Raw genomic sequence first — 25,810 nt, 5'->3', positions numbered from 1 at the left:
GGAGTTAGCATCCGCTTATGACTACTTCCTCTCCTCTGAACGTCGAGATCGGTGCCCTCACGGGCGGCTCCGCGGACCTCTCCCAGTACGCGGGCAAGGCCGTCCTCATCGTCAACGTGGCTTCCAAGTGCGGGCTCACCCCGCAGTACAACGGCCTGGAGAAGCTCCAGGAGCGGTACGCGGAGCGGGGCTTCACCGTCCTCGGCGTGCCCTGCAACCAGTTCCTCGGGCAGGAGCCCGGCAGCGCCGAGGAGATCGCGGAGTTCTGCTCGGCGACGTACGGCGTCACCTTCCCGCTGACCGAGAAGGTCGAGGTGAACGGCGAGGACCGGCACGCGCTGTACGAGCGCCTGGTGGACTTCGCCGACGGCGAGGGCCACACCGGCGACATCCGCTGGAACTTCGAGAAGTTCCTGATCGGCCGCGACGGCACGGTCGTGGCCCGGTTCTCCCCGCAGACCGAACCGGAGTCGGACGCCGTCGTCACAGCGGTCGAGAGCGCGCTCGCCTGAGCCCCGCTTGACCTTGCCCCTGGGGCAGGGCGGAGCGTCTCCGTCGCCGGGCGGAAAGAGCCGTCCGGTGACGGAGGATGCCGGGGTGGACGAGAAGGAACTGCTCACCGGTGAAGTGAGGTCGTGTGTCGGGTGCGGGTGCGTCGTGGCTGGTCGCGCAGTTCCCCGCGCCCCTGACTGGGTGCGGTGAACGCATGTCGAGCCGTACCCACCGCTTTTAGGGGCGCGGGGAACTGCGCGACAAGCCCCCACCGGCCCGCACCCGAACCACTGCGGTCGGCCCTCTCTCCACGGCCCCAACCGGCCCGCACCCGACGCACAACCCCAAGCTCCAAGCGCCGCAAGGCAAACGCCGAGCCCCCTCGGCAAGGACGGCGGGCTGGTCGAGAGGGCTCTGGTCGTGCTTGTGCTGTTGTCGTTAGCAGTTGTGTTGTGCAGTTGTCGGTGAACGGGACGGGGATCAGACCGATCCGCCCCTCACACCTTGACCGAGGCCACGAAGGCACTCCACGCCTCGGCGGGGAAGGCCACCTTGGGGCCCTCGGGGATCTTGGTGTCGCCGAGTTCGAGTGATTCCTCGGTGGTCGACCGCACCATCAGGCACGCCCCGTTGGCGTTGGTGTAGGTGGAGGTCGTCCATGTGTCCAGGTTGCCCAGACGAATTGCCATTTTCGCTCCGTAGCCAGGTGTGCAGTGTTCGGATTGCGCCAACCTTTACTGATCGTTGGCGTGATCGACGCTACTCGCCGACTTCATCTTTCGGAGCAGTCATTCACTCTTCTGGTGGCATATTCCAGGGGAGTCTTCCAGGCGGGCGTGGCCGGGGTGTACTATCCGGCCCGCCCTGTCCGGAAGGGTCTCAGGAGGCTCAGGAGGCGTACTCCCGGGCGTACTCCTTGGCGAGGTCCTCGATCAGCTGACGCGACTGGTCGACGTTGAGCGCCTGGGCCCTCAAGTGCTCGTACATCACGGTGTACTTCTGCACGTCGTGCGCCTTCTCCAGGTACAGGTCGCTGGTGACGCCCTCGATGTACACGACGCTGGAGTCGGCCGCGTCGGAGAACTCCAGGATGGAGTACTGGCCGCTGAGCCCGGGGTGGGCGCCGACGTCGAACGGCAGCACCTGCACGGTGATATGGGGCTGCTGGGACATCTCGACGAGGTACTCCAGCTGCTCGCGCATGATCTGCCGCCCGCCGACGACCCGGCGCAGACAGGCCTCGTCCAGGACCACCCACAGCCGCAGCGGGTCCCGTTCGGCGGCGACCCTGCTCTGCCGGCGCAGCCGGACCTCGACCCGCTTGTCGTTCTCCGTCTCCGTCGCCTCGGGCGCACCGCCGCGCACGATGGCCTCGGCGTACGGCCGGGTCTGCAACAGGCCGGTGATGATCTGGGGTTCGTACACCCTGAGCGACTCGGCGTCGGTCTCCAGACCGATGTAGACGCTGTACGGGATGTCCCCGAACGCGTGCCACCAGCCCTGCTGGCGCGAGTCCTTGGCCATCTGCATCAGGGAGTCGACGATGCGCTGGTCCTCGACCTCGTACACCCCGCACAGGTCGCGGACGTCGCGCTGGCTGATGCTGCGCCGGCCGTTCTCCAGCCGGCTGATCTTCGACTGCGACACCAGCAGCCGTTCCGCCACCTCTTCGGCCGTCATGCCCTTGAGCTCACGGAGCCTGCGCAGCTCCTGGCCCAGCCGGCGCCGCCTGACGGTGGGATTGACATTGGACGCCACGGGACGTGCACCTCCGGCTGCGTGCCTCGTTCTTGACTTTGCGTATCTGCTGTTGAGCAGACTGCCACCAAGGTGCTTATTACCGCTGGGAAACGGTGTATATGCGCTGCGTACGCATCAGTTGAAGGCTTCTCGGGCCGACCGGGCCCGAAAATGCGGCCGCGCGGGGCGGCGGAACCCGTCGTCGTCCGGACATACGGTTCCGTCGCCCCGCGCGGACCAGCGGCTCCCGAACCGGTCTTGGGGCGACGGTACGGCGCTGAGTGGTGCGTGGTGCGGTGTGCTGTTGTGGTGCGTGCCGTGGAACTGCGGCTCAGTGGGCCACGGCGCGCGCCATCGGTCCTCGGCGCGGCTGCATCGGAACACCACGAGCGGGTTCCGGCGCGGGCCTGGCTCCCGGGGCGGCCGGACGGCCGGCGGGTGCCGGGCTACGGCGTGGCTGTGCCCCCACGCCGTTCTGGACGTCCATCACGGCGTGCGCGACGAGTCCGCCCATCGGGTCGTGCCTGATGAGGTCCCGCAGCCGGGAGCGCGAGGAACGGCCCTCGTTGCCCGGATACAGGTGCTTGCCGAGGCCGACCGCGTGTGCCAGGGCGGCGAGCGCCGCGGTCCGCGGGTCCGGCGGTACGCCGGTGCGGATCGCCGAGTCCAGTCGGGACCTGATCTCCCGGCTGATCTCGTTGTCCGTCGCCTGGTAGCGGGTCGTCGGCAGCACTCCGCACATCTGTCCCGCCACGGCATGCACCATGCCGCACCGCTCCAGATGCGAGAGGTAGGTCTGGCGGAGCCCAAGGCGTGGCCCGCCGATCCAGTTCACTGCCCGCACGGGAGCGCCACGCCTTCGCAGCAACTCCAACGCGCAGTCCAAAGTCGGATCTCCAGTCGGCCGTGGGGCTACCACGGCGATACGATCCCCGTCTGGGGCTATCCGTCCGGCCAGCGCCAGCTCCACTAGCTGTGCTCCGGCCAGACCGAGGTCGAGCGACTGCGGCTGTGCGGTGGTACCCGTGGCCGGGTCCAGCGCCAGCAGCAGAAGCTCCTCCGGAAGTGTTCTGCGGCTCCTGCCCATCCATGCCTCCCCGCGTGGATGTACGACAGGGTGACCCCTCTCACATCGGTCTGTCGAGGGTGCGTGACCTGTTTGTAGTGGAACCGGTAGGTATGTCGTTCTCGTCTACCGCCGTGGGCAGGCCCACACACAGGACACTGGTACATGGTTCGGACAGCGTGGTGTGGCGGTTGCCCGGGCGGCGATTCAACGGTTCGGCGGACGCACGATGACGATACCGATCACGTGCGGCACATGAGGAGGCATCGGTGGCGGGCGAGTCCCCCGACAGGTCGAAACAGCGCGAGTCGTCGGCAGAACCGACGTCGGGGAGCGCGAGTACGGTTCCCGATCCCCGCTTGGCGGTGGCACGGGAGTCCCTCTCGCAGGGCGGAGTGGACACGGCGACGAGGATCTTCTCGGTACGGGAGCTGTCGAAGGACGCGGAGGAGCCCGAGAAGTCGGAGGAGCCGGAGGAGTCCAAGGACCCGGAGGAGTCCGACGAGAGCCCCGCAGAGGCCCACACGGCCGATTCCGGCACCGGGGACACCGAGGACGTCGAGGACGCCGAGCCGGAGGATTCAGCCCCGGAGGAGAGCCCTGAGCCCTCCGACGACCGCCTCAGGGAGGCAGTGGCGGCCTGGGTGTCCAAGGGCGACGACAAGGAGGAGGCCGAGGAGACGGAGGCCGACTCCGAGACCGAGGCCGAGGACGCCGAGACAGCCGTATCGGAGGAAGTCCCGGAAGAGGACGAACCTGAAGAGTCGGACAAGGACGACGAGAAGACCCCCGAAGACACCGCCTCCGAGGACGACAAGGCCCCCGAAGACGACAAGCCCCAGGTGGACCAACCCACCGCCGTCTTCAAGGCCCCCCGCCCCACCCGCTCCGTCGACCAGCCCACCACCATGCTGAAACTCGGCAAGGCGGCGGAAACGGCAAAGGCGCCGGAGACAGCGAAGGCGGCCCCCGAGAAGAAGCCGGAGGCCGAAGCCGAGCGCACCAGCAAGTTCGTCGCGCTGAAGCCGCTCGACGAACCCCGGGAGACGCGGCCGAAGTCGGACGTCACCGCGGCCGTCCCCCAGGTCGGCCCGGAGCGGACCACTCAGCAGCCCCTCCCGCCCAAGCCCCCGCTCGACCTCCTGGCCGAGCTGACCAACACACCCCCGCCCCCGCCCAGCCCCCTGCGCACCCTCACCCGCAGGCTCAAGATCTGGACGCCGCTCGTCCTGCTCCTGGTGGTCGCGTTCGCGATCGCGCAGTCCCTGCGCCCGCTGCCCACGCCCACCCTGAAGCTCACCGCCGAGCAGACGTACACCTTCGAAGGCGGCAAGGTCGACATCCCGTGGCCCGCCGACGGACAGGCGGCGCTGGACGTGCAGGGTGTGGGCACCTTCGGCTCGTCCGGTGCCGAGAAGCCCCTGCCGATCGCCAGTGTCGCGAAGGTCATGACCGCGTACATCATCCTGCGCGACCACCCGCTCAAGAGCGGCGCCGAGGGCCCGAAGATCAAGATCGACCAGCTCGCCCAGAGCCAGTCGAAGGCCGGCCAGGAGTCCACGGTCCTCGTGACCGCGGGCGACAGCATCTCCCAGCGCGAGGCTCTGGAGGACATCCTGATCGCGTCCGCGAACAACGTGGCGCGACTGCTCGCCCGCTGGGACGCGGGGTCCGAGAAGGCGTTCGTGGCGAAGATGAACGCCACCGCCAAGCAACTCGGCATGACCAACACCACGTACACGGACCCCTCGGGCCTGAACGACACCACGGTGAGCACGGCCGTGGACCAGGTGAAGCTGGCCAAGCAGGCGATGGAGCAGCCCGCCTTCCGCGAGGTCGCCGCCATGATGGAGTACTTCGACTACAAGGGCACCAAGTGGCGGAACTGGAACCGCCTGGTCGGCCACAACGACGTCGTCGGCATCAAGACCGGCACCACCACCTCGGCCCTCGGCAACCTCGTCTTCGCCGCGAAGAAGGACGTCGACGGTGAGACCGTCCGGATCATCGGCGCCGTGGTGCGCCAGCCCGCGGGCGGCTCGGACAACACGATCCTCGGCGGTGCGCTGGCCGGGGGCGACCAGCTGATCCGGGCGGCGCAGGGCGTCCTGACGTCCGCGAAGATCCTCAAGAAGGGGGACGTCGTCGGGTACGTCGACGACGGGCTCGGCGGGCACACCCCGGTCGTGCTGACCAAGGACGTCAGCGCCGTCGGCTGGCCCGGCCTGAAGGTGAAGCTGTCCTTCGCCGCGGACGACGTACCGCACACCGCGAAGGCCGGCACCAAGGTCGGCACGCTCACCGTCGGTGACTCCAAGGGCGGCGCGGTCGAGGTCCCGGTCACCCTCCAGAAGGATCTGGCCGAGCCGGGCTTCAGCGACAAGCTGACCCGCATCGGCTGATCCCCGGCGGGACGAACCGCTGTCGCGGCCCGTCGGCCGGACCCCGCCCGGGTTCCGGCCGGCGGGCCGCGTGCTAGCGTCGCGAACGGGGCAGGTCGCCGCTGGGACGCGGCCGAGAAATGAAGACGGGACACCACGGGGAGTGCCTTCAGGTGGCCACTGCGGAGCCGACACGCGCCGACGACACCGACCCGGGCCCGGGTACCGGCCCGCGAATACGCGTGCCCGCGCAGTCCGAGACACCCGGCGACGGGGGCCCGCGCGGTAGGTCCCGGGCCGCGTTCCACGCCCTGCGCGAGCGCCTGCTGCGGCATCCCGTGCTCTCCCTCACCGTCCTCTCCGGACTGCTCCACATCGCCTGGTTCTTCACGTTCGCGAACAGCGGCGGGGACCTCGCGGCGCAGGACGCGTGGGCCGAGTTCGTCGGCCGGCACCCGGACTCCGCGTACAACCTGGCCTGGTACGGCGGTATGCACCCGGTGTCGTACAGCGTCGTCTCGCCGTATCTGATGTCGGTCCTCGGCGTCCGTACGACGATGATGCTGGCCGGGACCGTCTCGGCCGGGCTGCTGACGCTGATCCTGATCCGCAGCCGCTCGGTGAGGAACCCGCTGTGGGCCTCGCTCGCGGGGGTGTACGCCTTCCTGTGCAACGCGGCCTCGGGCCGGGTCACCTTCGGCCTCGGCACGATGTTCGCGCTCGGCGCGGTCGCCGTCGTCTTCTGCTGGCCGCACCGCTGGCGCTACAAACGCTGGGCGAAGGCCGCCTGCGCGGCTCCCCTGGCCGCCCTGGCGACCATGGCGTCCCCGGTCGCCGGCCTGTTCGTGGGCCTGGTCGCGGTCGCGCTGTTCCTCCAGAAACGCCGTCCGGGCGCCTGGGCGCTGGGCCTCGCTCCCTCGGCCGTCGTCGCGCTGTCCGCGTGGCTCTTCCCGTTCGCCGGCACCCAGCCGATGAAGATCTCCTCGGTGCTGTTGCCGCTGGCGTACGGCCTCCTCGTCTTCTTCCTCGTCCCGCACGAGTGGAAGACGGTCCGGATCACGGCCGGGGTGTACAGCCTCTCGGTGGTGCTGGTCTGGCTGGTGAGCTCCCAGATCGGCTCCAACATCTCGCGGCTGCCGATGCTGTTCGCGGGGGTGGCCCTGGCGGCCGCGCTGCCGTTCACGGTGCCGCGCACCCGCAAGTGGTACGTCCTCGTCGTCGTCTTCGTCGGCTTCAACACCTGGATCGGCTTCAAGTCGGTCGACGACGTCGTCCATACGACGCCCACCGCGTCCTGGGCGCGCGAGCTGGCCCCCCTCGTCAACGAACTCCAGGAGGTCGGCGCCGAGAAGGGCCGCGTCGAGGTCGTACCGGCCGCCTCCCACCGCGAGGCGTCCGCGCTGGCGCCGTACGTCAACCTCGCCCGGGGCTGGAACCGGCAGGCCGACATGGAGCGCAATCCGCTCTTCTACGACGACACCCTGAACTCCGCGAACTACCACGAGTGGCTCCAGCGCTGGGCCGTGCACTTCGTGGTCGTGCCCAAGGACGAGCCGGACGGGGACGGGGGCGAGCGGGAGCGGGAACTCGTCCAGCGCGGGATGCCGTATCTGAAGCAGATCTGGGGCGACGCGAACTGGCAGCTGTTCCAGGTCACCGACCCGGCGCCGCTGGCCTCGCCGAACACGGTGGTCGACCGGGCGGCGCAGGGCGAGATGACCATGCGGGTCAAGAAGGCCGGGCGGATCCTCATCCGCATCCCGTACTCGCCGTGGCTGTCGATCGTCGACGCGGACGGCAAGAAGCTGAAGGCTCCGCAGGAGACGGACGCGTCGAAGAACCGGTCCGACGGGGAGCCGAAGACCTTCGACAACGTCAACGGGTGCCTGATGGAGACGCCCGAGGACGCGGACGGCGACAAGTGGACGATGCTGATCGCGCCGGAGGCGGGGACGTACCGGCTGGCGGCGCCGTACACGCTGCCGCGCGGGACGCCCTGTCCGGACGAGCTGAAGTAGTCACCTCAGCCGGTCCACGTAGGTGTCGGTGCCCGGAATCGTCGGGACGAACGGTGCCAGCAGCTCGCGCCGGCCCGCTCCCGGCTCCTGAAGGTCCGTGAAGTACGGGTCCCAGCACTCCCTCGGGTCCGCCTCCAGGAACCACAGCAGGGTCAGGCGGGTGTCGACTCCCTCCACCTGCTTCACGTACGTCATGCGGTCGCCGGGGAGGGGGGTCGGGCGGAACACGGTCACCATGGCCGCCGGTGAGCCCGCCAGGCGCTTCGGGAGGTGGCGGGCGAGCAGCCACTCCAGCAACTCGGGCCGTTTCTCCGGGGATTCGGCGTCGAGGACCTCCAGCACCAGGCCCGCGTACGGGTGGTCCAGGGCGTGGAAGTCCCTGGGGCCCGCCGCGCCGTCGCGGTAGACCGTGGACTCGTGGTCCTGGAAGGCCGTGAAGACGTGGGTGCGGTCGCGGTAGACGCGGGCGTCCCGGTTGAGGCGTTTGTTGATGGCGACGGTCCACTTCATGTGGTCGTCGTAGCGGCCCTCGGTGACCCAGTAGGTGGAGAGGTAGCAACCGGCCGTGACCGGCTGGGCGACCGCCGACTTCTCGGGCACGCGCAGGAGTTGGAGGTCCCGGGTGGCGACCCAGCGGCGGCCCGCGTACATCCAGGGCATGGCCATCGCGCCGGCGTAGTAGTGGTCGTCCTCGTACCAGCGGTTGTAGGCGTACTCGTGGCCCGGGTGCGGTTCGACCATGGTGATCAGCGCGTGGCCGGGGTGGACTCCGTAGGGTCCGGTGGCGGCCAGTTCGGCGTATGTCTCGCTGTGGGTGTCGTTGCGTGGCTCACTGTGGGTCTGGCTGCGGGTCTCGCTGTGCATCTCGCTGCGGGTCTCTTCTGACATGGGACCTTCCCTCCTCCAGCGCTCGCCCATACTCTGACGCCCCGTCAGATAATGCGCCAGGGTCGGGAACCAGGCAGGAATCAGGGAGGTCGCGGGTATGTCACTTCTCTCCGGGAAGACCGTCGTCGTGTCCGGAGTCGGCGCCGGGCTCGGTCACCAGGTCGCCGCGGCCGTCGTGCGGGACGGCGGGAACGCCGTGCTGGGCGCGCGGACCGAGGCGAACCTCGTGAAGAGTGCCGCCGAGATCGATCCGGACGGGGCGCACACCGCGTACCGGGCGACCGACATCACCGACGAGCAACAGTGCGCGGCGCTCGCGGAGTTGGCGGCGGAGCGGTTCGGCCGGCTGGACGCGGTGGTCCATGTGGCCGCCTGGGACAGCTACTTCGGCGGTCTGGAGGACGCGGACTTCACGACCTGGCAGTCGGTCATCGACGTGAACCTGCTGGGGTCGCTGCGGATGACGCGGGCCTGTCTCGCGGGGCTGAAGGCGGCGGGCGGCGGGTCGGTGGTGTTCGTCGGGACGCAGTCGGCCGTCGCCGCCCCCTCACAGGTCCGGCAGGCCGCGTACGCCGCCTCCAAGGGGGCGCTGACCAGCGCGATGTACTCGCTGGCGCGGGAGCTCGGGCCGTACCGGATCCGGGTCAACACCGTGCTGCCGGGCTGGATGTGGGGGCCGCCGGTGCGGGCCTACGTACAGTTCACCGCGCAGACGGAGGGGGTGCCGGAGGCGGAGGTGCTGGAGCGGCTCACGGGGCGGATGGCGCTGCCCGACCTCGCGACCGACGGGGACGTGGCGGACGCGACGGCGTTCCTGGCCTCGGACCGGGCCCGGGCCATCACCGGACAGTCGTTGCTGGTCAACGCCGGGGAGCTCATGCGGTGAGTTCATGTAGGTGAACGCAGGCCATCATCACGAATATCTTTACCTCCCTTTGACCCGACGCCAGCTTGTCGTGTCCACGCAGTGGCGCCCACGATGAGCGCCGGGCTGATCCCTGGGAGGGCGCATATGAACGGTCTCGACTGGGCCGTGCTCATCGGCTATTTCGGCGTGATGGTGGCGATCGGCGTCTGGTCCCACAAACGGGTGGACGACGTCAGCGACTTCTTCACCGCCGGCGGCAAGATGCCCTGGTGGCTGTCGGGCATCTCGCACCACATGTCGGGCTACAGCGCGGTGATGTTCACCGGGTACGCGGGCATCGCCTACACCTACGGCGTCACGTCCTTCGTCACCTGGTCCTTCCCCATCGCCCTCGGCATCGCGATCGGCTCCAAGCTGTTCGCGCCGCGCATCAACCGGCTGCGCTCCCGCCTCCATGTGGCTTCCCCGCTGGAGTACCTGAAGAACCGCTACGACCTGAAGACCCAGCAGGCGCTGGCCTGGTCCGGCATGCTGCTGAAGATCGTGGACGTGGGCGCCAAGTGGGCCGCGATCGCCACCCTGTTGTCCGTCTTCACCGGCATCTCGCTCAACCAGGGCATCCTCATCACCGGCGGCATCACGGCGATCTACTGCACGATCGGCGGCCTGTGGGCCGACGCGCTCACCGAGTTGGGACAGTTCGTCATCCAACTCCTCGCGGGCATCGCGATGTTCGTGGCCGTCGTACTGAAACTCAACGACAAGGGCATCGGCTTCTTCGGCGCCTGGGACGAGCCGGAGCTCCAGGGCCACGGGGAGCCGCTGGTGGGGCCGTACGGCACGGTCTTCCTGCTGGCGTTCCTCTTCATCAAGCTCTTCGAGTACAACGGCGGCATGCTCAACCAGGCCCAGCGCTACATGGCCACGGCCAACGCGCACCAGGCCGAGCGCTCGGCGCGGCTGTCGGCGATCCTGTGGCTGGTCTGGCCGGTCGTGCTGTTCTTCCCGATGTGGATGTCACCGCTGCTGGTCGAGTCGCAGAAGCCGGACGGCTCCGACTCCTACGGCCTGATGACCGAACAGCTGCTGCCGCACGGCCTGTTGGGCCTGGTCATCGTCGGCTTCTTCTCGCACACCATGGCCATGTGCTCCTCCGACGCCAACGCCATCGCGGCCGTCTTCACCCGTGACTGCGCGCCGGTGCTGTGGCGCAGGGCGCGCAGCTGGAGCCAGGGGCAGGGCCTGCGGGTAGCCCGCATCACGACGGTCGTCTTCCTCGGCCTGTCGATGGCGGCGGCCACCCAGGTCAACTCCCCCACGTTCAAGGACATCATCACGGTGGTCATCCGCTGGGTCGCCGGTCTGATGGGCCCGATGGCGATCCCGATGATGCTCGGCCTGCTCCGCCCGTTCCGCCGCTCCGGCCCGACCGCCGCGCTCACCAGCTGGTCGATGGGCCTGCTCGCCTTCTGGCTGGTCAACTACCCGATCAGCTGGAACGTCGAGGGCGGCGTCCCCCTCCAGTACCAGGTCTCGATCCCGCTCGCCGTCTCCCTGGTCCTCTACATCCTCGTCGGCTTCATCAAGCCCGAGGACACCCCGGAACGCCTCGCGATCATCGAGAAGATCAACACGGACGGCGACGGCGACGACACGGCCGCGGCGGCGGTGCCGGTGCCGGCGGAGGGGGTGGACGACGTGATCGGGGCGCGGGTGAAGGACTGACCCCGGGTCCGGGTCCGCCGGTGTGGTCGGCCTACGCCCTCGGGTAACAAGGGTGTGGCCGTCCTACGCCCTCGGGTACCGAGCCAGCCACCCCGCCGACGCCCCGGCCGGGCCGTGCAGCGCGGGGCCCTGGGTCATCTCCATCGCGAAGTCGTCGGCCAGTTCCAGCAGGGTGGGGCGGCCCTCCAGCTCGGCCAGCCAGGCCGGGGGGAGGGCCGTCTCGCCGTGCAGGGCGCCGAGGAGGCCGCCGGTGAGGGCGCCGGCGGCGGCGGAGGGGCCGTCGTGGTTCACGGCGAGGCACAGACCGTGCCGTACGTCCTCCCCGACCAGGGCGCAGTACACGGCGGCGGACAGCAGCCCGTCCGCCGAGCCGTCGGCGGCGAGTTCCTCGACCCGCGCCGGGGTGGGCATCCCCTGCCGTACGGCACCCAGCGCGTGCTGGAGCGCGTCCGTCACGGGTTCGTGCCCGGGCCGCGCGGCGATCAGCGCGAGCGCCCGCTGCACCGCCCCGTCCAGGCTCTCGCCGAGGGCCAGCGCATGCACGATCACCGCGTACGCGCCCGCCGACAGATGGGCGATCGGGTGCCCGTGGGTCTGCGCGGCGCACTCCACCGCCAGCTGTACGACGAGCTGCGGCTCCCATCCGACGAGCAGCCCGAAGGGCGCGGACCGGGCGGTGGCCTCGGGCCCCAGCTCGGCGGGGTTCTTGGGTGACTCCAGCGTGCCCATGGTCTCGTCGCCGAACCCGATGAGCAGGGAGCGGGTGGGGTCGCGACGGGCGTACAGCCACTCCTCGCGCGCCAGCCACCCGTCGTCCTTGCGCCGCTCGTCGGGCCCCCAGTCCCGCTGGGTGGCGGCCCAGCGCAGATAGGCCCGGTGCAGATCGGTGGGCGGATGCCAGGCCCCGGTGTCCCGGCGCACCTGGGCCCGTATGAGCCCGTCCACGGTGAACAGCGTGAGCTGCGTGAGATGACTGACGGCACCGCGCCTGCCGTACCCGAACGCGAGATCGACCAGCCCCTCCGCGCCGTACGCCTCCCGGATCTCGTCCAGCCCGAGCCCGTCGACCGGCGCCCCGAGCGCGTCCCCCACGGCCACCCCGAGGAGCGTCCCCCGCACCCGACTCCGAAAGTCCTGCTGCTCGGCCCGCCCCCAGACGGCCCCGGCTGTCGCACCCACCAAGACCTCCCCGTGGCAACCGTCCGTATGTACGACGACCAGCACTGTAATCGACGGGCGGGTCGGGGTTCAGGGGGCGTGAGGGGATGCGCGGTGCGCACTGGTTCGTGAGGAATACGCCGTTATCCGCTGGAATCGCTATGCTCCAGCGCGTCGATCCGGCTCCTACGCTGGGCGTCGGCCGGGAGGGGTGCGAGGTGGCGGAAGAGTGGGTGGAGAAGCTCTCGAACTGGCTCGTGAGTGCCGGGTTCGAGCAAGTGGACAAGGAACTCGACGGGCCCTTCGGCGATGTTCTGATCGAGTTCAAGGGTGCGGCCTGCGAGGTGATCGTGGGGAGGGAGAAGCTTCAGTGGTACGTCGGGATCGCTCCGCGCGGCGGGGATCCCGTCATGCTTCCCAAGGTCTGGGCGAGCCTCCTCGACGGAACGGAACCGGATGCCGGGAACGCGGATCCCCTGGAGCGACAACTCGCCTTCGTGTACCAGCGTTTGGGTGAGGTGGAGGAAGCCGTGGAGCGGGACAGCGAGGTCGGCGTCAAGCTTCTTGCCGTCAATCGCAGACTCATCAGAGCCAGGCTGGGCCTGGATCCTGAGGTTCCGAGGCCCGGCAGCCCGTGAGTTCGTCGCTCACTCCGCGAACCGCGCCCGCACCGCGTCCCGTGCCTCCGTCGCCGATGCCAGGCAGTTGGTGAGGGTGGGGTGGGGGGCCCGGTCCGGGGAGGTCAGGAGTTCCTCCAGGGTCTGGGTCAATTGGGCCAGTTCGTGCCATTCCGGGTTCAGGGCGAGGAATGCGAGCAGGGCCTGTTCTGCCTGCTGTCCGTCGGGCCGGGCGCAGGACAGGATCGTGTGGGTCAGGGTGGGGGTCTCCGGATGCAGGCGGGACCAGGTGTGCCACAGAGGGGACGCCGCGGTCGCGCCCTCGGATCGGTGAGTCGTCATCGCCAGGTGGTAGGCGCCGGTGGCCGGGTCGTTCTCGTGGAGGCGGGTGGCGGTGCGGTGGGCCTCGGGCCAGTTGCCCTGGTGGCGGTGGAGTGTGGCCCGTACGTCGTCCAGGGCCGGGTCCTCGCTCAGAAGCACGCGTGCCTCCGCCTCCGCCAGTCGCCCGCACCACAGCAACAGCCTTACGGCCGCGGCGCGTTCCCGTGTCGAACCGGGAGCCAGTTCCACGCATCGGTCCAGGTCGGACAGGGCCTGGTCCGTACGGCCCATGGCCAGGTGCACGTCGGCTCGGCAACTGTAGGCCGACACGAACTCCGGGTCGACCGCCACCGCACGGTCCAGGTGGTGGAGCGCCTCCTCGTAGGAGCCGTTGCGGTGGCAGAGCGTGCCCAGGCCCGTCAATGAGATCTTGTGGTCCGGGAACAGTGACAGGGCGTACCGGTACGCCGTCTCCGCCTCCGTGAAGCGGTGGGCCAGCTGGTGGGACAGGGCCAGTTCCGCCGTGATCCAGGCCGCGTCCGGTTCCGCCTCGGTCGCGCGGAGCAGGTCCGCCAAGGCGCCTTCCCCGTCGTCGAGTTGGCGGCGGAGCCGGGAGCGCATCACCAACGCCCAGGCGTAGTCGGGCGCCAGCTCGATCGCCCGGTCGAAGTCGGTCAACGCCTCGGTGGGGCGGCCCAGTTCGTGCAGGGCCCGGCCCCGGCCCGCCAGCGCCGACGCGTGGCCCGGCTCCAGGCGGACCGCTCGGCCCAGTTCGGCCACCGCCTCCTCGTGGCGCCCGGCACGCCGGTACGCGTCCCCGCGCTCCGAGGCCACCCAGGCCGAGTCGGGGGCGAGTTCGGCCGCCCGGTCGAGGTCGGCGAAGGCCCGGTCCAGGTCTCCGCGCGCCAGGTGCAGCCGGGATCTGCGCACCAGCGCCCAGCGGTGCTCCGGGTCGATGCCGAGCGCGCGGTTGAAGTCGGCGAGCGCCTCGTCGAGCCGGCCGAGTCCGTGCCGGCACACCGCCCGCCCGGTCAGGGCGACCCCGTCGGTGGGGTCGAGGGCGAAGGCGCGGCCGAAGTCGGCGGCGGCCTCCTCCAGACGCCCGGCGAGCCGGTAGGTCTCCGCACGCTCGGCGATGATCTCCCCGGTGCCGGGGGCGAGTCGGTCGGCCTGGTCGAGGTCGGCCAGGGCGGCCGGGTAGTCGCCCGTCAACTGGTGGGTGACGCCCCGGCCGTAGTGGGCCAGGGGCTGCTGCGGATCGAGTTCGAGCGCGCGGTCGTACTCCTCGACGGCCGGCCCGTACTCCTGGCGGTTGCGCAGCTCCCTGGCGCGCAGCGTGTGCGCCTGCGCCCGGCCGCCGGGGTCGAGTCCGGGCCGGGCCAGGAGGAGGTCCATCGCCCGGCGCACCCCGGTGTCCTCGTCGGCGAGCGCCTCGCCCAGCGCGCGGCCCAGTTCGCGCAGGGCCGGGTGGTCGGTCGCCTCGCCGGTCTCCTCCAGCATCCGCGCCCAGCGGCGGCCGACGACCTCGTCCGTGCGGCAGGCCACGACGAGTTCGCGCAGGGCGGCGGCGAGCGCGGCCGGCGGCCGGGCGCACAGCAGGTGGTACATCTCCTCCAGGCGCAGCTCCCGCCACTCCCGGTCCGCCCACAACTCCTTCTCCCCGCGCCCGAATCCGGCGTCCTCGCGCCACTCGGCGAACGCCTCCGCGAGCCTCCGGTGCCGGGCCGCCCACTCCGTCCGGGACCGGCGCCGCTCCAGGCGCAGCATCTGGGTGCGGACGACCTCGTGGTACTGGAGCCGTCCCGCGCGCCGGCCGACGAACGGCAGCGCGGTCAACCACGTGTACAGCGCGTCCAGTTCGTCCTCGGAGGAGGTGCCGGGCCGGGCGACCAGTACCCGGAACACGTCCGCGTCGAGGCGTCTGGGCAGCGCGCAGACCGTGGCGACCCGTCGGCGGACCTCCGGCTCCGGCTTCAGGAACCGCTCCACCGCGCCCGCGCTCGGGTCGGCCACCTCGTCGGGGGCGCCGGGCCGCCGGGCCGCGAGCGTGGACACCAGGACCGGCAGGCCCCCGGTCAGGCGCAGCACCTCCTCGACGACCGGCTCGGCCACCACGCCCCGGGTGGCGAGCAGGCTGCGCGCCTCGGTCTCGGTGAACGGCGCGAGCGGTACGTCCGCCACTTGGTCCAGGCCGCCCCAGCGGGCGGTGTCCAGGGGGCGCTGTCCGGCGCTGACGACGACGAGGGCGGCGGGCAGACCGCCGTACTCCTCGGGCCTGGTGAGGACGTCGTGGAGCCAGGGGTCGAGGAAGGGGCCGGTGCGTTCGTACGTGTCGAGGAACAGGACGATCCACGGTACGGCGGTGGCGGCGGCGCGCAGTTCGGTGAGCAGGACCGGGGTGAGGGCCCGCTCCGGGGCGAGTACGAGGTCGGCGTCCTCGGGGTTGCGGAAGCGGGCGCCGAGGCCGGCCCGCAGCCGGTCGGCGCTCTGGGCGAGGCGGTCCGCGGGCAGGGCGCGGGTGACGAGACCGGCGCCGGGCAGGGTGGCCTCCAGGACGCCGAGGCCCAGTTCCACCGCGGCCCGGCTGCCCGCCGAGGGCGTCTCCGGTGCGGGGTCCGGGGCAAGCGCGGCGAGCGCGGCGGCCTCCGCCTCGTGCCGCCGCTCCCGGTAGGTGGCGAGCCGGCGCTCCAGATCCTTGAACCGCCGTCCCTGCTCGGCGACCTGACGGCACATCATCTCCAGGGCCTCCGGTACCCCGGCGGCGCTCTCGTCGACGTACGCCGTGAGCGCCCCGCGTTCGCGGGCGAGGTGGGTCAACTCCTGGACCAGGAAGGTCTTTCCGACGCCCGCGCTGCCGTGCACATGGAAGCGGAAGCGGTGCCGGGCGTCACCGGGCGGGAGGTCGAAGTTGCCCAGGAACGCGGCGCGTTCGGCCTCGCGGCCCACGAATCCGGCCCTGGTGCGCTGCCGGATGAGCTCCTGCAACGACGGTTGCGCCTGTGCCATGCGTCCGCCCGCTCCCTCGTCCCGGACCGTCCACGACCATTCTGGCCCAGTCCGGCCCGGTCGATCTGGAACACACCGCCCCGCACAGGGAAGGATGGCCCCCATGGCATCGACACCCCCACGCACCTCACACACCTCACGCAGCGCACTCCACCTCGCGGCCACCCTGCTCACCGCGACGGTCGCGCTCTACATCGCCCTGGTGGCCTTCGGGAACATCACGGACTTCGGGACCAATCAGGCGTTCGTGCAGCATGTGCTCGCGATGGATACGACGTTCAAGGACGACGATCTGATGTGGAGAGCCGTCACCAGCAAGGGACTTCAGAACACGGCGTATGTCGCGATCATCGTCTGGGAGACGCTGGCGGCGCTCGTGCTGATATACGGCACCTGGCTGTGGGTCCGGCGTGACGACGCGGCCGCCCGGCGGTTCTCGACGTACGGGCTGCTCATGCTGATGCTGCTCTTCGGCGCCGGGTTCATCGCGATCGGCGGGGAGTGGTTCTCGATGTGGCAGTCGAAGACCTGGAACGGGCTCGACGCCGCGCTGCGGGTGTTCCTGCTCAGCGGGGTCGTGCTGCTGGTGGTGAGCCTCACCGACCGGAAGCAGGTCTCAGCCGACAGCTGACGGCTCCGCTAGCCGACCACCACGACCGTCGTCCCCGTCTCGCCGAACGTCCACAGCGCCGACCCGTCCGCCGCGCTCATGCGGATGCCGCCGGTTCGGGCGCCGTCGGCGGGCGGGGGCGAGGAGCCGTCCACCGCGTTGGAGAAGGCGACGTTCACGCCGTCGACGGCGGTGAAGTACACGATGTGCTCGATCCGCACGCCGTCGGACCCGGTCGTCGGGTCGCCCCGGCGCAGGGAGACGGAGTACTTGCCGGGGGCCGGGTCCACGGTCCCCGGCCACACCGCGAACGTGCGCCGCGCGGCCTCGCTCGCGTCGATCAGCCACACCCGCTTCAGCGCGAGCGAGTAGACGATCCGGCGGCCGGTGCCGGAGCTGTCCGGGACGGCGGTCGAGGCCGGCCGGGGCTTCGCCGACGGGCTCGGGGAGGCCGCCGCGCTCGGCCGTGCGGTGACGGCCACGGCTGGCTTCGTTCCCTTGTCGGCCTGTACGGCCAGGGCGACGACAGCGGCGATCGCCCCCACGGTCAGACCCGTCACCCAGACCTTCGGGGCTGGCACGGCACGCATCTCCTCGGCTAAGGATCCCCGTCGAACGGGGGTCGGATCATCGTACCGGCCTCCGCCTCGACACCCGTCCCGGCCGACGCTCAGTCCAGCACCGGCAACAACCGCGGAAGGTGCCCGTCCGACACGGCCGCCGCGTTCTGCCGCTCCCGCGTCACCTCGCCGTAGAGCGTGGTGCGCGGACGCGCCGGACGGCCCGCCGCCTCGGCCACGGCGACCAGGTCCTTCACCGACTTGTAGGAGCCGTACGACGAACCCGCCATCCGCGAGATCGTCTCCTCCATCAGGGTGCCGCCGACGTCGTTCGCGCCGGAGCGCAGCATCTCGGCCGCGCCCTCGGTGCCGAGCTTGACCCAGCTGGTCTGGATGTTCGGCACCCAGGGGTGCAGCAGCAGGCGGGCCATCGCGGTGACCGCCCGGTTGTCCCGCATGGTGGGGCCGGGGCGCGCGATGCCGGCCAGGTAGACCGGGGCGTTGGTGTGGATGAAGGGGAGCGTCACGAACTCCGTGAAGCCGCCGGTGCGTTGCTGGATGCCGGCCAGGGTGCGCAGGTGGCCCAGCCAGTGGCGGGGCTGGTCGACATGGCCGTACATCATCGTCGAGGAGGACCTGAGGCCGACCTCGTGGGCGGTCTCGATCACCTCGATCCAGGTGGCCGTCGGCAGCTTGCCCTTGGTGAGGACCCAGCGGACCTCGTCGTCGAGGATCTCGGCGGCGGTGCCGGGTATGGAGTCGAGGCCGGCCTCCTTGGCGGCGGTCAGCCACTCGCGGATCGACATCCCGGTGCGGGTCGCGCCGTTGACGACCTCCATCGGCGAGAAGGCGTGCACGTGCATGCCGGGCACGCGCTCCTTCACCGCGCGCGCGATGTCGAAGTACGCCGTCCCGGGCAGGTCCGGATGGATGCCGCCCTGCATGCAGACCTCCACCGCGCCGACCTCCCAGGCCTGTTGGGCGCGGTCGGCGACCTGGTCGAGGGAGAGCGTGTAGGCGTCGGCGTCGGTGCGCCGCTGGGCGAAGGCGCAGAAACGGCAGCCCGTGTAGCAGACGTTGGTGAAGTTGATGTTCCGCGTGACGATGTACGTGACGTCGTCGCCGACCGCCGATCGGCGCACGTCGTCGGCGATCCGGGTCAGCGCGTCGAGGGCGGGGCCGTCCGCGTGCAGCAGCGCGAGGGCTTCGTCGTCGGTCAGCCTGGTCGGGTCGTCGGCGGCCGTGCGCAGGGCCTGCCGTACGTCCGTGTCGATGCGCTCCGGCACCATGCCGGGGGCGGCCGCCTCGCGCAGGGCGCCCCAGTCGCCGTAGACCTCGTCGAAGTCGTCGCGACGGTCGGACGTACGGCCCTCGGTGTCGATCGTGGCGTGCAGATCGGTGCGGCCGGAGGGGACGAAGACCTCCTCCGGCTCCTGCCACGGCAGCCCCCGCGGAAGGGCGTCGGGGCGCGCGAGGCCGGTCTCCGGGTCGGCGAGGGCCGCCACGTGCGGCCGTAGCCGCGGGTCCAGCCAGGGCTCGCCGCGCCGCACGAACTCGGGGTACACGCACAGCCGTTCCCGCAGCTCGAAACCGGCGGCGCGGGAGCGCTCGGTCAGCTCCTCGATCTGCGGCCAGGGGCGCTCGGGGTTGACGTGGTCGATGGTCAGCGGGCTGACCCCGCCCCAGTCGTCGATGCCCGCGCCGATCAGCCGCTCGTACTCGCTGTCGACGAGGTTCGGCGGGGCCTGGATGTTGGCGGCCGGGCCCATGATCAGGCGGGCGACGGCCACCGCGGCGACGAGTTCGTCCAGCTCCGCGTCCGGCATGCCGCGCATCGCGGTGTCCGGCTTGGCGCGGAAGTTCTGGATGATCAGCTCCTGGACGCTGTGGTACGCCCGTGCCGTGCGCCTCAGCGCGAACAGGGACTCGGCGCGCTCCTCGTACGTCTCCCCGATCCCGATGAGGATGCCGGAGGTGAAGGGCACGGAGGAACGGCCGGCGTCCTCCAGGACCCGCAGGCGTACGGCGGGTTCCTTGTCCGGGGAGCCGTGGTGGGGGCCGCCGGGCTCGGACCAGAGCCTCGTGGCCGTCGTCTCCAGCATCATGCCCATGCTCGGGGCGACGGGCTTGAGCCGCTGGAAGTCGGTCCAGGAGAGCACGCCGGGGTTGAGGTGGGGCAGCAGTCCGGTCTCCTCCAGGATGCGGACGGAGATCGCGCGGACGTAGGCGATGGTGTCGTCGTAGCCGTGCGCGTCCAGCCACTCCCTGGCCTCCGGCCAGCGGTCCTCGGGCTTGTCGCCGAGCGTGATCAGGGCTTCCTTGCAGCCGAGCGCGGCGCCCTTGCGGGCCACGTCGAGGACTTCGTCGGGGGACATGAACATGCCGTGCCCGGCCCGGCGGAGCTTGCCGGGCACGGTCACGAAGGTGCAGTAGTGGCACTTGTCCCGGCACAGCCGGGTCAGCGGGACGAAGACGCTCTTCGAGTACGTGATGACGCCGGGGCGGCCCGCCTGCGCCAGACCCGCGTCCCTGATCCGGGCGGCGGACGCGGTGAGATCGACGAGCGCCTCACCGCGCGCCTGCAGCAGCACCGCCGCTTCCGCCACGTCCAGGGCGACGCCGTCCCGGGCGCGTTTCAGGGCGCGACGCATGGAGTTCTCGGTGGGGCCGGTACCGCCGGGGCGGTCGGTGGGGCCGGTTCCGGAGGTCGCGGAAGTCGTCATCCTTCGAGCATACGGAGGGGCTCCGCCGGTTCAGCGGGGACGGGGGTGGTGGTGGGGGACGCGGTGTGATGCCGGGTGCGGGCTCGTCGTGGCTGGTCGCGCAGTTCCCCGCGCCCCTGGTTGGCCGCCTGGCCCTGGGTTACAAGTACGCGGCGTACTCGTCGAGCACCTTCAGCACCTCCCCCTCCCCCGCCGGCGGCAGCTGGAGCACGACCTCCTCGATGCCGAGTTCGGCGTAGTGGGCGAGCTTGCCGGGGGTGGGCAGGACGGCGTACGGGACGACCTGGAGGGCGGCCGGGTCGCGGCCCGCGTCGGTCCAGGCGGCGCGGAGGACCGGGACGGACTCGGTGAGACCGCGTCCGCCGATGGGGAGCCAGCCGTCGGCGTAGTCGCAGATGTGGGAGAACAGCTTGGGCCCGGCGGCACCGCCCACCAGGGTCCGCCTCTGGATGGGCTTGGGGTGGGCGTGGCTGGCCCGGACACTCCCGAACTCCCCTTCGTAGGCGGTCGGTTCGTCCGCCCACAGCGCCTGCATGAGCCGCATCCGGTCCCGCGCCAGCTCCCGCCGGGTACGCCACTCGACACCGTGGTCGGCGGCCTCCTCCACGTTCCACCCGAACCCGAGCCCGAGCGTGAACCGGCCGCCGCTGAGGTGGTCCAGGGTCGCGATCTGCTTGGCCAGGTCGATCGGGTCGTGCTGGGCGACGAGCGTGATGCCGGTGCCGAGCCCGAGGCGCTCGGTGACGGCGGCGGCCTGGCCGAGCGCGACGAAGGGGTCGAGGGTACGGCCGTACTCGCGCGGCAGCTCGCCACCGGCCGGGTACGGGGTCGCCCGCTCGACGGGGATGTGGGTGTGCTCGGGGAGATACAGCCCGGCGAACCCGCGCGCCTCCAGCTCACGGGCGAGCCGGGTCGGGGTGATGGTCTCGTCGGTGAGGAAGATCGTCACGGAGATACGCATGGGTGCATCTCTACCGGTCCTGGCGGCACATGTCCATACCGACTGGTCGGCATCTGTGCGAGGGGGGATGCGGGACTGTCGGGCGTCTGTCGGCCGTATGTCGGGGCTGTCGGTGCGATGTCGGCGGCCTGTCGACGGGGGCGCGGAGGCTAGCCGTAGATCCCGGGGCCGCGAGGTCACCAGGGCCCCGCCGGCACCAGCACCCGGCCCCCTCCCAACACATCAGGAGCCACCATGACCACCCACGCAACCATCATCGGCGCCGGACTCGGCGGCCTCACCCTCGCCCGTGTCCTGCACGTCCACGGCATGACGTCCACCGTCTACGAGGCGGAGCCGTCGCCGACGTCCCGCTCGCAGGACGGGATGCTCGACATCCACGACTACAACGGCCGGCTCGCCCTCGAAGCGGCCGGTCTGACGGAGGAGTTCCGCGGTCTGGTCCTGGAGGGCCGGGAGGCCACCCGTCTGCTCGACCGGGACGGCACGCTGTTGTTCGACAAGGCCGACGACGGCACCGGCGAGCGCCCGGAGGTGCAGCGCGGCGAGTTGCGGCAGCTGCTGCTCGACTCGCTGCCGCCGGGCACGGTCCGCTGGGGCCACAAGGTCAGCGGCACCCGGTCCCTCGGCGGGGGCCGCCACGAGGTGACGTTCGCCGACGGTACGACGGTCACGACGGACCTGCTGGTCGGCGCGGACGGCGCGTGGTCGCGGGTACGGCCGCTGCTGACCGGCGTGACACCCGAGTACACGGGCATGTCGTCGGTCGAGACCTACCTCTACGACGCCGACACCCGGCACCCGGCCGCGGCGAAGGCGGTGGGCGACGGGGCGCTGTTCGTGCTGGCGCCGGGCAAGGGGTTCGTGGTCCACCGGGAGAAGGGCGGCACCCTGCACACGTACGTGATGCTCGCCCGGCCGACGGACTGGTTCGAGGACGTCGACTTCACGGACCCGGCGGCGGCCAGGGCACGGATCGCGGCGGAGTTCGAGGGCTGGGCGCCCGAACTCACCGCCCTGATCACCGACGGCGACTCCGCCCCGGTCCTGCGCCCCTTCAACGCCCTCCCGGTCGGCCACAGTTGGGCCCGGGTCCCCGGAGTGACCCTGATCGGCGACGCCGCCCATGTCGCGGCCCCCAACGGCGAGGGCGCCAACCTCGCCATGCTGGACGGCGCCGAACTCGCCCAGTTCCTCGCGGCCCACCCCGACGACATCGAGACGGCGCTCACCGCGCACGAGCGGGCCATGTTCCCACGCAGCACCGAATCCGCCACGGAGGGCACCGACCTGTACGGGCTGATGTTCGGCGACGACACACCCCACGGCCTGATCGAGATGTTCACCGGGGCGGGGCAGGACGCCTGAGCGGCCCGGCCGGTCGGCGGGCGGGCCGTCGCGTTCCGTCAGCGGCCGAGGCGGGTGCGGACCATGCCCACCATGGCGTCGACCTCGCTGACGCGCATCACGCGTGCGAGGGGGAGGAACAGGGCGATCAGCACCGTCGCCCCGGCCGCGAGCGCGGTGAGCGCGGCGACGACGGGAGGGTGGATCGCCGTCATCAGCCAGGCGGCGGTCGATCCGGCCGCCAGGGCCGCGGGGAGGCTCGCCCCGATCAGGCGCAGGTAGGTGCGGGCGACCCTGCGGCCGTCGAGGTCGCCGCCGAGCCGGCCGCGGAGCCGTCTCCAGGCGACGCCGACACCGATGACGTAGGCCAGGCCGTACGCGAAGGCCATGCCGGTCACGGCCCACTGCGCGGGGAGCAGGAGATAGGCGGCGAAGGAGCCGACCGCGTTCACCAGCGCGACGATGAGGGTGTTGAAGAAGGGGGTCCGGGTGTCCTCGTACGCGTAGAAGCCGCGCAGCACCACGTACTGCACCGAGTAAGGGATCAGTCCCAGGGCGAAGGCCATCAGGACGAAGCCGATGTTGCGGGCGCCCTGCTCGCCGGCTCCGGCGTAGAGCAGCTGGATCAGCGGGACGCCGAGGGCGAGGAACGCGAAGGCGCAGGGGACGATGGCGACCGCCGACGTGCGCAGCCCCTGTGAGATGTCGTCCCGTACCGCTCGGTGATCGCCGTCGGCGGCCGCGCGGGCGATGCGGGGAAGGACGGCCGTCATCACGGAGACGGTGACGATGGCCTGCGGCATCTGCCACAGCAGGAGCGCGTAGTTGTAGGCGGTGATGCCGGTGCCGGGGTGTCCGGCCGTCTCCGCGGCGGCGCCGGCGGCGGTGGCGAGACGCGTCACCACGACCATGCCGGCCTGGTTGACGAGCACGAACAGGAAGGTCCACTTGGCGAGGCCGAGAGCCTTCCCGAGGCCGTGGCCTCGCCAGTCGAAGCGAAGGCGGATCCGGAATCCCGAGTCGCGCAGGTAGGGGATCATCGCCAGCGCCTGGACCGTCAGCCCCAGCAGGGTGCCGACCCCGAGCAGGCGCACTCCCTGCGGTGTGATCGACGCCGCCGACATTCCCGAATGCGCGGCCGTGCCGAAGACCCAGACGAACGATCCGAAAGCGACGATGATCAGGATGTTGTTGAGAACCGGCGTCCACATCATGGCGCCGAACCGCCCGCGCGCATTGAGGATCTGCCCCATCACCACGTGAATCCCCATGAAGAACATGGTGGGCAGGCAGTAACGGGCGAAGGTGACCGCGACGCTCATCTGGTCGGGACGGTCGGCCATCGAGGGCGCCATGACCCGGATGAACTCCGGTGCCGCGACGACACATATCAGGGTGGTCGATCCGAGGAATGTGACGACCAGGGTCATGAGACGGTTGGCGTACGCGGCGCCCCCGTCGGAGTCCTCTTTCATCGACCGGACCAACTGCGGAATGAAGACCGCGTTGAGGGCACCTCCGCCGACCAGGACGTAGATCATGGTGGGGAGCGTATTGGCCACCTGATAGGTGTCGTTGAGTGTTCCCACCCCCAGCGCGGCTCCCATGACCAGGGTGCGCAGAAATCCGGTCAGACGTGAGACCAGAGTGCCGGCCGCCATGAGAGCGCTGGACTTCATGAGACCGGAGGACTCATTGACCGGGGCGGAAACGGGAACTCGGCGGAACTGGAGCGTATCGAAGTCGCGGGCGGCCACGCGCCCAAGCTACAGGCCCGACGTGGGCGAATGCCAATGCGAGCCGAATTCTTACTCTGCCCGGCAGCGGACTTACCTTTCATCGTCGACGGCAGCTCAAAGCGCGATAAATTCGGGCGAATTGAGGGGCTGGAAGGATCAGTTCTCGCCATTCCCTGTCCACGTCGACCGAAAACGATCCCTGGCAACTGCGAGATACCTCATGGATAGTTGGCGACCGCACGTGAAATCAGGCACAGCGAACTGTCTCTTCACGAGAGGAAAACGAATGCGCCGAACAGTGGCGACAGTCGCGGCGACGGGGTTCCTGATCGCGCTCGGAACCGGTGTCAGCTCGGCGGCGACGCAGACCGACGCCACCCACCCGGACGTCGTGAGCCCCAGGGCCAGCTACAGCTTCGCATGCACGCTGCCGCAGGGTAACTACGCCAATTACTCGTTCAGCGACGGAATCACGTCCACCACGATCTACTACAACAACCACTGTTCCAGCGGGATATACGTCAGAGTGCACGTCGCCGCGGGAAGCCAGTGCTGGCTCACCCCCGCAGGAAAGGGCAGTTCGGTCTTCGACGCCGGGGTGACCAGCATCACCGAAGGATGCTGAGAAGGCATTAGCCGCTGACAATCACGGAACGCTTCACCCGGAATTCGAAACGGCCCGCCATTCCGACCGGCGGGCCGTTTCGCCCTGCTCGACCACCTGAAGTCACACTGCCCCGTCCGCCAACTCCGCCACCACCGCCGCATGATCCGACGGCCACACCCCCTCCACCGGCCCGTCCCCCGCGCGCCGGACGCCGCGGACGTGGCCCAGGCCTCCCGCCCCCGGCAGGCCCACGTGGATGTAGTCGATGCGGGCCGGTGGGGAGTGGTGGACGTACGGGTTCGCCGGGTCCCAGGTCGCGGAGGGGGCTGTCGGGGGCGCGTACTCCCAGGCGTCGAGGAAGAGTTGGCCGGGGGCGGCCGGGGCCGTTTTGTAGCCGCCGAAGAGGCGGATCTCGTCGGAGTCGGGCCAGGCGTTGAAGTCGCCGGTGACGACGGGCGGGAAGGCGCCGGTGCCGCGGTGGGCGGCGACGAACTCCGCGAGTGCGGTGACCTGTTGGCAGCGGAGCGCCGACGCGTCCGGGGCCGAGGTGAGGTGGGTGGTGAAGAAGGGGATGTCGTACGACGGTCCCGCGAGCCGGGTGTGGAAGGCGAGGCGGCCGTCGTCCAGGTCCTCGGGGGCGGGCAGTCGCAGGACGGCCTCCTCGATGACCGGCCAGCGGCTGAGCACCGCGTTGCCGACCTCCACCCCGGGGTCGCCGATCCGCCGCTGCCAGCGCTCGGAGGCCGGTGAGGGCGCCCACGCCCAGTGCAGGCCGAGTTCGGACGCCAGCCACCGCGCGAGGTTCTCCGTGCCCGCCGACCACACCTCCTGGAGGCCGACGACGTCCGGCCGCAGCTCCCGCAGCACCGCCAGGATCGCCTTCTGGCGTTCCGCCCACGGGCCGAAGCGCCACCACAGGTTCCAGGTCACCACGCGCATCGCCGACACCCCTTCGTCCGCCCGGCGGCCACCCTGAGATCATC

At 70.7% G+C, this 25,810-nt stretch carries 20 protein-coding genes; 9 read left to right on the top strand and 11 right to left on the bottom strand.

Annotated features, from left to right (window positions below; all coding sequences use genetic code 11):
* Nucleotides 1-17: 17 nt before the first annotated feature.
* Nucleotides 18-512, top strand: a complete 495-nt coding sequence (locus G3I78_RS39340; protein ID WP_164433865.1) for a glutathione peroxidase — start codon at nt 18-20, stop codon at nt 510-512.
* Nucleotides 513-989: 477 nt separating this feature from the next.
* Here the strand turns inward: G3I78_RS39340 and G3I78_RS39335 are convergent, their stop codons facing one another.
* From G3I78_RS39335 to G3I78_RS39325, 3 genes are all read right to left on the bottom strand, one after another.
* Complete coding sequence (locus tag G3I78_RS39335; protein ID WP_164433862.1) at nt 990-1,181, bottom strand: DUF397 domain-containing protein; 192 nt, start codon at nt 1,179-1,181, stop codon at nt 990-992.
* Between the two features lie 199 nt (nt 1,182-1,380).
* Nucleotides 1,381-2,250: a helix-turn-helix transcriptional regulator gene (locus G3I78_RS39330; RefSeq protein ID WP_164433860.1), complete on the bottom strand. Its 870-nt coding sequence runs from the start codon at nt 2,248-2,250 to the stop codon at nt 1,381-1,383.
* Nucleotides 2,251-2,563: 313 nt separating this feature from the next.
* Nucleotides 2,564-3,319: a GPP34 family phosphoprotein gene (locus G3I78_RS39325; RefSeq protein WP_164433858.1), complete on the bottom strand. Its 756-nt coding sequence runs from the start codon at nt 3,317-3,319 to the stop codon at nt 2,564-2,566.
* Nucleotides 3,320-3,567: 248 nt separating this feature from the next.
* Between G3I78_RS39325 and G3I78_RS39320 the strand changes: the two genes are divergently transcribed.
* Nucleotides 3,568-5,700, top strand: a complete 2,133-nt coding sequence (locus tag G3I78_RS39320; protein WP_164433856.1) for a D-alanyl-D-alanine carboxypeptidase — start codon at nt 3,568-3,570, stop codon at nt 5,698-5,700.
* A 152-nt stretch (nt 5,701-5,852) separates the two neighbouring features.
* Entirely contained in the window at nt 5,853-7,697 is a 1,845-nt protein-coding gene (locus G3I78_RS39315; protein ID WP_164433854.1) for an MFS transporter, read from the top strand.
* Here the strand turns inward: G3I78_RS39315 and G3I78_RS39310 are convergent, their stop codons facing one another.
* A complete protein-coding gene (locus G3I78_RS39310; protein WP_164433966.1) occupies nt 7,698-8,561 on the bottom strand; it encodes a DUF1839 family protein in 864 nt (287 codons plus the stop codon).
* 121 nt (nt 8,562-8,682) lie between these two features.
* Between G3I78_RS39310 and G3I78_RS39305 the strand changes: the two genes are divergently transcribed.
* The gene (locus G3I78_RS39305; protein ID WP_164433852.1) at nt 8,683-9,471 is read left to right on the top strand and encodes an SDR family oxidoreductase; all 789 of its coding nucleotides are present in this window, start codon (nt 8,683-8,685) and stop codon (nt 9,469-9,471) included.
* Nucleotides 9,472-9,597: 126 nt separating this feature from the next.
* Complete coding sequence (locus tag G3I78_RS39300) at nt 9,598-11,178, top strand: sodium:solute symporter family protein (RefSeq protein WP_164433850.1); 1,581 nt, start codon at nt 9,598-9,600, stop codon at nt 11,176-11,178.
* 63 nt (nt 11,179-11,241) lie between these two features.
* On the opposite strand, the gene G3I78_RS39295 is transcribed toward G3I78_RS39300, so the two are convergent.
* The gene (locus G3I78_RS39295) at nt 11,242-12,357 is read right to left on the bottom strand and encodes an ADP-ribosylglycohydrolase family protein (RefSeq protein ID WP_164433848.1); all 1,116 of its coding nucleotides are present in this window, start codon (nt 12,355-12,357) and stop codon (nt 11,242-11,244) included.
* 140 nt (nt 12,358-12,497) lie between these two features.
* Between G3I78_RS39295 and G3I78_RS39290 the strand changes: the two genes are divergently transcribed.
* A complete protein-coding gene (locus G3I78_RS39290) occupies nt 12,498-12,974 on the top strand; it encodes a hypothetical protein (RefSeq protein WP_164433846.1) in 477 nt (158 codons plus the stop codon).
* A 9-nt stretch (nt 12,975-12,983) separates the two neighbouring features.
* On the opposite strand, the gene G3I78_RS39285 is transcribed toward G3I78_RS39290, so the two are convergent.
* The gene (locus G3I78_RS39285) at nt 12,984-16,280 is read right to left on the bottom strand and encodes a tetratricopeptide repeat protein (RefSeq protein WP_164433844.1); all 3,297 of its coding nucleotides are present in this window, start codon (nt 16,278-16,280) and stop codon (nt 12,984-12,986) included.
* 103 nt (nt 16,281-16,383) lie between these two features.
* On the opposite strand from G3I78_RS39285, the gene G3I78_RS39280 reads away from it, so the two are divergent.
* Nucleotides 16,384-16,911, top strand: a complete 528-nt coding sequence (locus G3I78_RS39280; protein WP_164433842.1) for a DUF2165 domain-containing protein — start codon at nt 16,384-16,386, stop codon at nt 16,909-16,911.
* A gap of 8 nt (nt 16,912-16,919) precedes the next feature.
* Here the strand turns inward: G3I78_RS39280 and G3I78_RS39275 are convergent, their stop codons facing one another.
* The 3 genes from G3I78_RS39275 to G3I78_RS39265 form a co-directional block, all read right to left on the bottom strand.
* A complete protein-coding gene (locus G3I78_RS39275) occupies nt 16,920-17,480 on the bottom strand; it encodes a hypothetical protein (RefSeq protein ID WP_164433840.1) in 561 nt (186 codons plus the stop codon).
* Between the two features lie 80 nt (nt 17,481-17,560).
* The gene (locus G3I78_RS39270) at nt 17,561-20,173 is read right to left on the bottom strand and encodes a bifunctional FO biosynthesis protein CofGH (RefSeq protein ID WP_164433838.1); all 2,613 of its coding nucleotides are present in this window, start codon (nt 20,171-20,173) and stop codon (nt 17,561-17,563) included.
* Nucleotides 20,174-20,312: 139 nt separating this feature from the next.
* Nucleotides 20,313-21,134, bottom strand: a complete 822-nt coding sequence (locus G3I78_RS39265; RefSeq protein ID WP_164433836.1) for an LLM class F420-dependent oxidoreductase — start codon at nt 21,132-21,134, stop codon at nt 20,313-20,315.
* A 234-nt stretch (nt 21,135-21,368) separates the two neighbouring features.
* On the opposite strand from G3I78_RS39265, the gene G3I78_RS39260 reads away from it, so the two are divergent.
* On the top strand, nt 21,369-22,502 hold the full coding sequence (locus G3I78_RS39260) for an NAD(P)/FAD-dependent oxidoreductase (RefSeq protein WP_164433834.1): 1,134 nt from the start codon (nt 21,369-21,371) through the stop codon (nt 22,500-22,502).
* A 38-nt stretch (nt 22,503-22,540) separates the two neighbouring features.
* On the opposite strand, the gene murJ is transcribed toward G3I78_RS39260, so the two are convergent.
* Nucleotides 22,541-24,160 carry a murein biosynthesis integral membrane protein MurJ gene (murJ, locus tag G3I78_RS39255; RefSeq protein ID WP_164433831.1) on the bottom strand — a complete coding sequence of 540 codons (1,620 nt, stop codon included), beginning with the start codon at nt 24,158-24,160 and terminating at the stop codon, nt 22,541-22,543.
* A gap of 346 nt (nt 24,161-24,506) precedes the next feature.
* On the opposite strand from murJ, the gene G3I78_RS39250 reads away from it, so the two are divergent.
* Nucleotides 24,507-24,845, top strand: coding sequence for a hypothetical protein (locus G3I78_RS39250; RefSeq protein ID WP_164433829.1), 339 nt, complete (start codon nt 24,507-24,509; stop codon nt 24,843-24,845).
* 102 nt (nt 24,846-24,947) lie between these two features.
* Here G3I78_RS39250 and G3I78_RS39245 read toward each other — a convergent pair whose 3' ends face one another.
* Nucleotides 24,948-25,766, bottom strand: coding sequence for an endonuclease/exonuclease/phosphatase family protein (locus tag G3I78_RS39245; RefSeq protein WP_203616117.1), 819 nt, complete (start codon nt 25,764-25,766; stop codon nt 24,948-24,950).
* Nucleotides 25,767-25,810: the final 44 nt, after the last annotated feature.

The sequence above is a fragment of the Streptomyces sp. SID13726 genome (genome assembly GCF_010548375.1).
Lineage (GTDB): Bacteria > Actinomycetota > Actinomycetes > Streptomycetales > Streptomycetaceae > Streptomyces.
Note: the sequence above shows the minus strand (reverse complement) of the source record. Positions and strands in the feature narration are given on the sequence as shown.